At 41.7% G+C, this 10,281-nt stretch carries 12 protein-coding genes; all 12 read left to right on the top strand.

Features of this window, described 5'->3' with window-relative positions; all coding sequences use genetic code 11:
* Window positions 1-1,725, top strand: a 1,725-nt coding sequence (locus QUF07_RS06560; protein ID WP_289427035.1) for a MobA/MobL family protein, incomplete at its 5' end; no start/stop codon positions are given.
* A gap of 82 nt (window positions 1,726-1,807) precedes the next feature.
* Entirely contained in the window at window positions 1,808-2,137 is a 330-nt protein-coding gene (locus QUF07_RS06555) for a hypothetical protein (protein ID WP_014216292.1), read from the top strand.
* Between the two features lie 13 nt (window positions 2,138-2,150).
* Window positions 2,151-2,765: a hypothetical protein gene (locus QUF07_RS06550; RefSeq protein WP_289427034.1), complete on the top strand. Its 615-nt coding sequence runs from the start codon at window positions 2,151-2,153 to the stop codon at window positions 2,763-2,765.
* A 1-nt stretch (window position 2,766) separates the two neighbouring features.
* Complete coding sequence (locus QUF07_RS06545; RefSeq protein ID WP_035457692.1) at window positions 2,767-3,102, top strand: CagC family type IV secretion system protein; 336 nt, start codon at window positions 2,767-2,769, stop codon at window positions 3,100-3,102.
* Between the two features lie 20 nt (window positions 3,103-3,122).
* Window positions 3,123-3,485: a hypothetical protein gene (locus tag QUF07_RS06540; protein ID WP_014216295.1), complete on the top strand. Its 363-nt coding sequence runs from the start codon at window positions 3,123-3,125 to the stop codon at window positions 3,483-3,485.
* On the top strand, window positions 3,454-4,113 hold the full coding sequence (gene trsD / locus QUF07_RS06535; RefSeq protein WP_216786312.1) for a TrsD/TraD family conjugative transfer protein: 660 nt from the start codon (window positions 3,454-3,456) through the stop codon (window positions 4,111-4,113). The genes QUF07_RS06540 and trsD overlap by 32 nt, the downstream gene beginning before the upstream one ends.
* Window positions 4,114-4,124: 11 nt before the next feature.
* Window positions 4,125-6,140, top strand: a complete 2,016-nt coding sequence (locus tag QUF07_RS06530; RefSeq protein WP_289427030.1) for a VirB4 family type IV secretion system protein — start codon at window positions 4,125-4,127, stop codon at window positions 6,138-6,140.
* Window positions 6,133-7,551 (top strand): type VII secretion protein EssB/YukC, encoded by a 1,419-nt coding sequence (locus tag QUF07_RS06525; protein ID WP_289427029.1) that lies wholly within the window; start codon window positions 6,133-6,135, stop codon window positions 7,549-7,551. The genes QUF07_RS06530 and QUF07_RS06525 overlap by 8 nt, the downstream gene beginning before the upstream one ends.
* Entirely contained in the window at window positions 7,552-8,706 is a 1,155-nt protein-coding gene (locus QUF07_RS06520) for a phage tail tip lysozyme (protein ID WP_289427028.1), read from the top strand.
* Window positions 8,707-8,719: 13 nt separating this feature from the next.
* On the top strand, window positions 8,720-9,337 hold the full coding sequence (locus tag QUF07_RS06515) for a SadB/YajI family lipoprotein (protein ID WP_289427027.1): 618 nt from the start codon (window positions 8,720-8,722) through the stop codon (window positions 9,335-9,337).
* Window positions 9,324-9,692, top strand: a complete 369-nt coding sequence (locus QUF07_RS06510; RefSeq protein WP_289427026.1) for a thioredoxin fold domain-containing protein — start codon at window positions 9,324-9,326, stop codon at window positions 9,690-9,692. The genes QUF07_RS06515 and QUF07_RS06510 overlap by 14 nt, the downstream gene beginning before the upstream one ends.
* Window positions 9,693-10,163 carry a conjugal transfer protein gene (locus tag QUF07_RS06505; RefSeq protein ID WP_289427025.1) on the top strand — a complete coding sequence of 157 codons (471 nt, stop codon included), beginning with the start codon at window positions 9,693-9,695 and terminating at the stop codon, window positions 10,161-10,163.
* Window positions 10,164-10,281: the final 118 nt, after the last annotated feature.

The raw sequence follows: 10,281 nt of genomic DNA, 5'->3' as shown, positions 1-10,281 counted from the left end.
GTTGATGAGGGCATGGTAGCCGACGTGGCAATTCATCGCGACCACCCAGATAATCCGCACGCTCATGTGATGTTAACCAATCGCCCATTTAACCCCGATGGTACTTGGGGACAGAAAACAAAAACCGAATACATTTTAGATAGTCATGGTAATAAAACTAAGACCCCTGCAGGGAATGTAAGAAACCGAAAAATTTGGTTGGTTGATTGGGATAAAAAAGAAAAAATAACTGAATGGCGGCACAATTGGGCGGTTAGTGTCAATCAAGTTTTAGAGCAAAAAAATATTCCCGATCGGATCAGCGAAAAATCCTTTGAAAATCAAGGAATAGATGAAGTTCCAACTCAACATGAGGGAATCAATAGTAAGCGGCATGAAAGAAAAGAATTTAATCAACAAGTTAAGGACTATCGCAAGGCCAAAGCCAGTTATAAAAATAACCAAGAAAAATCAATCAATAGAGGTCATTTAGATAGCCTAAGTAAACACTTCTCGTTTAATGAAAAACGGGTAGTTAAAGAACTAAGCCATGAACTGAAAACTTATATCAGTTTGGAGAACTTAGATGATAAGCGGCGCATGCTATTTAATTGGAAAAACAGTACCTTAATTAAACATGCGGTTGGTGAAGATGTGACTAAACAATTATTGACAATTAACCAACAAGAAAGCTCACTCAAAAAAGCAGATGAACTCTTAAATAAAGTGGTTGATCGCACTACGAAAAAACTTTATCCAGAGCTTAATTTTGAACAGACCACGCAAGCTGAAAGACGAGAATTAATTAAGGAAACCGATAGCGAACAAACAGTTTTCAAGGGTAGTGAATTAAACGAACGTTTAATGAACATTCGTGATGATTTGTTGACACAACAATTATTGGCCTTTACCAAACGGCCATACGTTGGCTGGAAGTTATTAATGCAACAAGAAAAAGAGGCCAAAATCGACCTGAAATATACGCTAATGATCCACTCTGATAGCTTAGAAAGCCTAGAACACGTCGATAAAGGACTACTAGAAAAGTATTCACCAGCAGAACAGCAAACGATTACTCGAGCAGTCAAAGATTTGCGAACAATAATGGCAGTTAAACAAGTCATTCAAACGCAATACCATGAAGTATTGAAAAGGGCCTTTCCCAAAGGCGATTTAGATGGATTGCCATTGACTAAACAGGAACAGGCTTATACAGCCGTGATGTACTATGATCCAACTTTAAAGCCATTAAAAGTCGAAACAATGGAACAATGGCAATCAAATCCACCACAGGTTTTCAGTACCCAAGAACATCAATTAGGGTTAGCTTATTTGTCGGGACAGCTTAGCTTAGATCAGTTAGAAAATCATCACTTACAACGGGTTTTAAAGCATGATGGCACTAAACAACTCTTTTTTGGCGAATGCAAAGTCGATCCAACGATTAAGAACAGTCAAATCGAGAAAATCCAAAAGCAGTTAAAAGAGCAACAAGCCAAGGACGACCAGTACAGAAAAGCAAATATGGGGCATTATCAACCGTTGAACTACAAGCCAGTTAGTCCAGACTATTACTTAAAGACGGCCTTTAGTAACGCAATCATGACCGCCCTATATGCCCGTGATGAAGATTACCAACGGCAAAAACAGGCGCAAGGTTTAAAGGAGACTGAGTGGGAAATGACGAAAAAGAAACGGCAACACCAAACTCGAAACCGGCATGAAGACGGTGGTATGCACTTGTAAGATAAATGTAATAATTAAATGGCATCAATGCACCTATTTATGTGCTAAACTAAAGCTAAAATAAAGAAAGGAGAATCCGCATGTGGCAAACAAACAAAAATGGCATAGTTTAGCACAAGCAAGTCGTGAATTAGGACATGGGCGCAACTATGTTAGTGCTTGGTTGAGCAGACATAGAGAAGAGTTTCCGGAAGAATTAATGCTTGGTTCTGGGAAAAGCAAGTTAATATCTGATGAAGGGATAGAGTGGATTAAGAAGCATATAAAAAAAGAGGGCGTCCTCGTCAGCAGTAGAGTTGCTAACGGGGATCAGCACCTAGAAATACGCCTTCTAGGTGTCACCCTCCTAATAATCCATTTTACAGGGCGGGATAGGGGAACGTCCAGAGAACAATTATCCCGATTGATTTAAAGGAGGTGATCCAATGAAAGTAGAAAGCTGGCAGGGCATTAATGGCAAGCTAATTCATAATGGCCAGAAAGCTATCGTGGTTAAAGACGAACAAGAATTGGCGGATCAAGACAAGTTACAAGACCGATTGAAACAGGAAGGTAAACCAATTGACGAGGTACGGAAAGCATTAATCAAAAATACCGTTAAGCGTCAGATTAAGACCGACCCATTAAAAATCAGTAGTTGGTTTAATCGTCATCAAGACAGCAAGAACGCCAAAAAAACTGAAAAGCTAGTTAGTGATAAGCCAACTCATCAATATAAGCAAATTAAAAATGAAATGACCTTTTTTGGTGAGAGTTTCCTGGAAGGCTTCTTAGGTTTCTATGGCTTAGAAGTTGATAACGCCTTAGACCGTTACGAACATAATTTGCATGTCTTAGAGACCCAAGAATTAGGCCAGTCAGAAAAAGAGTATTACTTAGCCACAAGTGAAAATGGTCGCGTCAAATTAGCCACCGATCCGTTACCAAGCCAGCAAATTGCTGAGGACCAAATGAACAAGTTCTATCAGCGTGAGCCAGAAGAAACGCAGGCAGAACAAATTCAATTACGAATATCAGAAGACGATAGGAAGGAGGAATAACATGAAGTTCAGCAAAGTAAAAGCGTTAGCAACTACTGGAGCCACCACAATTTACTTGGGATTGATGAACGCTCAGGTTGTTTTTGCCGCGGACGGTGGCGAAGTTAAAAGTAAGCTCACCCAAGCTGGTAAGACAATTCAAGGTATTTTAACCGGGTTGGTCGTTTTAGTTGGGATTTGTGTCGCGCTATTTATTATTATCAAAAGAATGCCTGACGCAGACGATCCGCGAGAGAAATCTGAAGTTTATCACGCGGTTGGTCGGGTGGCTGGTTTAGTGGCCCTAGCGGCAGCGATTATCTGGCTATTACCTTGGGTTTACAGCCTATTCACTTAATTTAAAAAGGAGCCTGCCAAATGAAGAAAGGAAAAGAATTTATCTTCCCAGAGAACGTAGATAAAGATTACGGGATCTGGAAAGATTACACCTTGAAGGATTTTGGCTATGCGGCGCTGGCAGGACTAGTGGGCTTAATTTTTATTGCAATCCCACCCTATGGGCTGATCTTAGTCCTGATAAAAATAGTGATTGTTGTCTTAGCCATGACGATTGTCATGGCTATTTTAACAATTCGGCCAGTTGCGGCGCGGAAGAATATTAAAGTGCGGGATAACTTTAAGCTGAAACGCCGCTATGCCAATGGTCAGAAACTGTTTTATTTAAAACCGAAGAAGCGAGGTGAACTAAATGCGTTTGAAGAAGAACAAAACCGCCAATAAATCAGCCAGGCTAGATTGGGATTACCAACCGCCCAAAATCAATGGTGGCAAAGAAACCATTGATGACATGAGCTTGGTGGTGGGTATGTATGGTAATTACGAAGTTACCAAAACGGGTAATCTCGTTGGCATTTTGGAAGTTAGTGGGATCAACCTGGATCTACTTAATGAAACCGAACAGCAAGACGTCTTTGAGGACTATGGCGCCTTTCTCATGAGTACGTTAGGTGAAGGGGTTGATGACACCTTACAGTTCTTAGAACCGACGATTCCCGTCAATATGACGGCGTATCTAAACGGTTTAAAGCGTCGGTATCTTGTTTTACAAAAAGATCACCCCGAACAAAAGTTTAAAATCCAACTCGTAGCCAGTTATTTGGATCACTTTACTAAAGTTCAAGAGTCAAAAAATATGACAACGAAACAGCATTTGCTGATTGTCAAAGTACCAATTAAGAATAAAAGTGTCGAGAGTTTAAATTTAGCAGTAACTCACTTAGATGAAAAGATTGAACAAGTTAAGCGAGACATTGAAAATGCGTTAACGGATTTTGATGTGACGGCCAAAGTGTTGACTAGTCAAGAAGTCCAAGAGATTTTAAAGAACTTGATCAATTTTAATGGATAGGGGGAAACAAAATGAATTTTGGTGATAAAGTCATTGATTTGTTCATGCCAACCAAGAAAGAAAGTCAGCAAAATAGTGAACCAGCGGTTAATAAACAAAAACCGGAGGTTGAAGACTTTACAAAGCTGATTGATCGCGATAGCTTGCATTCACTATTCCCGTTTAGCTGGGAACAGTACCCCACCTACGTCCAGTCGGGCGAGAATTTTATTCGGGTGTTAGCGATCGCTGACTATCCCAAGCGGGTTTACGGCAACTGGTTGTCAGAATTGAAGCGCAAAAAAGGCGTTATCGATATTGTGCAATATATCGACAGCGCCAGTAACAATTCAATGATTACCTATTACAAGAAGACGATTCAAAATAAGGAAGCGCAGAAGTTAAATACGTTCGACCCGTATAAAAAGAAAATTCTGCAAAACTATATTGATTCAGCCAACATGCAACTAGATAAATACCTAGATAATTCTACCACATTTGTCTACCAACACATGCTAGTTTATTTACGGGCAAATAGTTTAGCGGAACTAGACGACTTAACCGAAAACGTTAAGAATACGTTGATTAAGTTGCAAATGAAGCCCCTAGTGCCCGTTAAAGCAACCTTTCAAGCTTTCTGGTCAACCATGCCAATTAACGAGAACCTCATGGGGGATTACACCTATAAAGAAAGTAATACCGAAGTCGCCAGCAGCATGTTTCCTTTTGATGACGCTGAAATTCTGGACTTAAAGCCGAGAAGCGATATTGAAGGAGTTAACAAAGATACCAACAGCTTAATTGCCGTAGATATGCTGGATCGCAACAAGACCCTAAATCAAAATCAAGTGATTATCGGGACCTCGGGGGTCGGCAAGACCACCTATATGATTCAGAAAATCCTACGCTACGCCATTCAAGACTATCAACTCTACATTATTGATCCAGAAAACGAATATACCAAGATTGTCGAAGCCCTGGGTGGGGCAGTCTTGCACCTAACCTCGAATGCTAAGTACAAAATTAACCCGCTCCAAATTTTCTCCGAAGAAATCCTAAGCGCCGATGAGGCGGTCACGAACCTTGATTTACTAGTTAAAGATAAAATCCAGCGATTAAAGGGATTCTTTGAAGTCCTTAAAACCGGGATTACCCAAGTTGAGCTGGCAATTCTTGATGATGTCGTTAAACAGGCCTACGTCAACAGTGGTGTTTTGAAGTACAGCCGCTTAAAAGAGATTAAAGACGATCAGTGGCCGACCTTATCCAATGTTTATGACGAGTTGGAAAAACTGGCTGATAAAGACGAAGACAAATTCAATCGGGTTAAAGACTTCTACTACATCTTAGGCAGTTATACCCATGGTTCTAACAGCCTATTTGACGGCCATACCAACGTCAACCTAAAGGGGAAAATCATTTCTTTTGATCTAAAACCACTACAAAGTGAACAGGAAGTCCAATCAGCGGCTTATCTGAATACCTTCCAGTATTTGTGGGACGAAATCACCAAAGATCGGCATAGCCGCAAGAAATTGTTTGTCGATGAATTTCACTTTTTGACTTTGCACAAAGCGGCCGCCACCTTTTTCCATCAAGCATACAAACGTTTTAGAAAATACAATGCCGGGGCCATTGCCGGAACGCAGCAAATTCAAGATGTGATCGAAGGCACGACAGATACCGGGCAGAACATTGGTGAAGCCATTATTGGGAACTCCTACACCAAAGTGTTCTTTGGTCTTGACGGTAAAGGCGTTGATGATGTGATTACCAAATTGCGTATGACGTTCTCGGATAAAGAAAAGAAGTTACTAGAACGCCGTAGACAAGGCGAAGCCCTGATAATCTATGGTAGCCAACGCGCCTTTATGCGTGTCGAGTTGACCGAAGAAGAACTACGGCTAATCGACCCAGAAGCTTACCAAGAAAAATACAATCGTGAGACAGCCGAACAACCGGATTATCAAAAGCGCGTGATCTTAACTCCCAGTGAAATTGACGCTTTAACTACCACCGAGGAGGAAGGAGGGACTTTAAATGAGTAAATCAAATCAGCTATTAAATATCGAGGTTGGCACGTTCAAGCGACAGGGGAACAAATTAATTCTCGAACTCAATCACAATCAGTTTCGATATGACCAGTTGAGTGAGCTAAACGAATTAAAGCAAGCTGATGCCAATTTCTTACAGTTGGTTAACGTGGTTGAGCAAGACCAGAAGGTTGTTTTAACTTATACCTTGCCGGATAAGGTCAGATCATTAAAGAATTTACCACATGAAAATAAGGCAATCCGGTCAGCGATTGCCAAGGAAATTATGGCGCAACAGGTGGTTAACGATAGTCAGTATCACATTGCGTTGAACCCAGCCAACCTGTGGTATTACCCAATGCAACATGTTTGGTACGCCTACCGGGCCAATGAACTCATGCCTTATGATGATAAACATAGCAATTTAGCCAAATACAAAGCGCTGATTCTATTTTGCTTGACGGGGACGCCCTATGAACGGCTACTAAGCAATCCCCAAGAAGCCTTGGCCAAACACCCGGATGACTATTTACAACAAGTAGCTAAAGCTACGTCGTTAAATGAGTTAACGGAAGTGGTTAATGGCATTGAGGACTTTGTGAGCTATCACGAATGGCAGGCAGTTGAAACGGCCCAACAGAAAACCAAACAACGATTATGGTTGAGTGTGGCTGGGGTGGCGATTGTGGCCGTTTTGGCCGTCGGCTTAGTCCATAAAAGTGATGAACGGCAATATCAAAGCTTAGCTAACCAGAACCAAGCCCAGGTCACGCGATTAAAATATAGCGGTCAAATTCAGACCGCTTTAAATGATCAGAAGTGGTCAGAAGCGCAAAAAGATATGAAACGGGCCGGCTATCCTGCAACTAAGCAAGTCAGTGTCTTTTTAAAGCATCGTCAATACCAGCAAGCTTTAAACGTTGACCCAAGTCAGTTGAACAAGGTTGTTAATGCGGCTTATGCCAACCAAGATAGCAGTCAAGTGGCCGATTGGCAGTTACCAACTAAGGCGACGAGTAAGCAAAAAGATCAATTGAAACTCGAAAAAGCGATTGTTAATTATGATACCAATACGCTTAATAACCAATTATCCTTTACGACGAACGCTGATGTTTTATTGAGAATGGGACAAGCTTTCCTCGCCCATAATGATACGCAAGACGCCCAGACTGTCCAAACCAAGTTAGCCGGCGTGAACAGTCCTAAAGCTAAGTATTTAAAAGCCTTGTTAAGTCTCAATGCCGCTAAGAACGAAGTTAGCGACGCCCAAAAGAAGTTAGATGACGCCAACAAGATTGATGGCAGTAAAGATAAGGACAAAGACAAGAAGGTGGATTCGGCTAAGTCGGAATTAAAGAATGCGCAGAGTGACCAATCAGCAGCGCAAAAACAAGTCGATCAGGCCAAGCACAAAGTGGGTGATTAAATGCAAGTACTGTCTTTCGAATATAAGAAAAAGAAGTGGAAGTTGATTGCTTATATTGTGGGCGGCGCCCTTCTGCTAATCATCTTGTTAATTGCGGCAGTAACAGGTCAATTGCAAGAAAACAGTTGTGATAACTCAACCACTACAGAAACACAGTTAGATAGTAAGAGCATGACAGAAAATGCCAAAAACATCTATGCCCACTGGAAACAAAAGTATGGTGCCACCCCACAAGCGGCCGCCGGTATCTTGGGGGTCTTACAACTAGAAAGTCGCCTTGATCCCAAGTCCGTTAATTCCAGTTCCGGGGCCACGGGCTTAGTCCAGTGGTTAGGTGGTCGAAAAGATAAACTGGAAGATTTAGCCCATAAAGAAAATAAACCAGCGACCAATCTCGGGGTACAGTTGGATTATCTCGACCAAGAATTGAACAGTAGTTACTATGCGTCAAACAAGCAGATTTTTAAATATACGGACGTGCATAAAGCGACCAAAGCCTGGTTAATGGATTACGAGGGTATGAGTAAGAACCCGGAACAATGGTATTTAAGCCAAAGATACGGTTATGCCGATCATTGGTATTCCATGTTGGGTGCAAGTGATCCCGTGGCCGGTAATACGTTAGACAATGCGAGTTCCGGCGATCTGACCGAGTTAGGTTGTGATAGTGACCCGAGCTATTCCGGTGGTAGTATCGTCAAAAACGCAGAAAGTATGAAAGGCGATTTCTACTATGTTCAAACCCACCCCGGCCCCGATTTAGGCAGTGATTTAAAGAATCCCAGCAAAACTGGTGGAACTGATTGTTCGGGCTTTGTCTGGTTAGCGCTTAATAAAGCTGGTTACAAGGTACCGGCCAACATGGGCTGGTTTACCGGCACGATGGCCAGTGACGCCAAAGGCAGCCATCAATATCTGAAACAGATCAGTGAAAATGACGCAAAGGCCGGCGATATTGTCATCGTCAATCAAGGTGCGGGAGCCGGAAACAACGGTCACACTGCCATTCTGCTAGATAAATGGCAAGGTAAAGCCACCAAGATTATTGAGCAAGGTGGTACGGGTGATAAAGTTAACGAAAGCACTTTTGGCACCGCTTTTTATAGTTTATTGAACGGTAGCGATGTAACGTTAGCCCGGCCAATCAAGAAGTAAGGAGGACGAGTAAATGAAACGCAGCATGGTTTTAAGTATTGCGATTGGTAGTTTGATCTTAATCATGTCATTAGGGGCGAATGCCTATCAACATAGCCAAGTTAAACAGGCACAACAGCAGATTAGTCGTCTACAAAAACAGAAGCGCCAAGTTAACCAGCAATTGACTAAAGCCAACCAAGAAAAGCAGTTATTGAGCACCCAAATTGACAGTTATAAGACCTACCAAAATAATAAAGATAAAAGTCAGGCTGAACTTAGCTTTAATACGGTAGTCACCAAGTTCTTTAAGGTCATGAACAACTTTAAGCCCAAGACCTACGGTCAGCGTAAAGATGGCGTGAAAGACTTGATTTCCGACAAGCTATATCAGCAATACTTTTCAAATAAGGGAACGTATGGTGATAGCAATAGTGTTTCAGCTAAGTTAAATCAACTGAACCTGTATACGCAAAGTAAGCAGGGGCAAAATATGAAAGGCTTGGCCGTTGTCAGTTACGAAAGTAAGAGTGGCGACAACGACTGGCAAAAGGCGACGGTACTTTATCAAGTGACTTTCGATACCACCACGGATCGAATCACCGCGGTACAAAATTTAGGTAGTAGTTTTAAAGCCAGTGACCTTGATTAAAAAAGTAAGCAAAGCCCTAGCGGTGATCGTGGTGATACTTGCAGTATTAGGCTTTGCAGGTCATAGCTATGTGAACCATGTTGAGAAAGAGAAAACAGTTGTGATGCTGGCTAAGCACCCTAAAAAAGTGTTGTTTTTCTATCGCGATGATTGCCCGGATTGCCAAGCTATTTTTCATCATATTTATTGGCACAACGCAATCAGTCACAACATCGTCTTGATTAACATGAACCAACCGCAGAATCGGCATTACATTCAAAAATATCAATTAACGTCAGTACCAACCTTGATCCATGGCAAGCAACGATACTCCGGTACCAACCAACAAAGGATTAAACAGATAGTAGGTGATTAGATGAAAGACAAATTATTAAACAGCGTTAAAGTCAGTTGGCCGTATCTACTAACGCTAATCATTGGCTTGTATTTAGCGGAGATTTTGGCCGGATCTGTCATGGCCTTGTCGCGCTATAAACTAACTTTTGCGGATCATATGCCAACGGTGTTAAAGCAGTTAGCCTTACACCCCTGGCACTATTACAACTTGTATTTGGGCCAAAAGAATCCGGTATTAATTATCGTCAGTATTGCTGTGGTACTATACACCGTCTATTTTGCCTTGAAACGGAACAGCAAGCATAAAGCTTGGGAAACTGCGGACACTGAAACCCACGGGAGTGCGACTTGGGGCAATCTAAAAGAGTTGAGCGACCATTACTTTAGTATCAATGCCAAAGACCTCACCACAGCGTTTAACAGGAGCACCACAACAGAAATATTAGAGGCATTAACAAAACAAGAAACACAATCCAAGACAGGCAAGTGAAAGGAAGTAAGAAGCATGAACAGACCAGATTTATTAGTACGAATAGTTACGATCATCACGTCGTTAATTACGATAGTTTTGTTCCTACTTCAGGGAAAGAGCACACTAACTTTTGTAT

This window comes from Lentilactobacillus sp. TOM.63 (assembly GCF_030361045.1).
In the GTDB taxonomy this organism is placed as follows: domain Bacteria; phylum Bacillota; class Bacilli; order Lactobacillales; family Lactobacillaceae; genus Lentilactobacillus; species Lentilactobacillus dabitei.
Note: the sequence above shows the minus strand (reverse complement) of the source record. Positions and strands in the feature narration are given on the sequence as shown.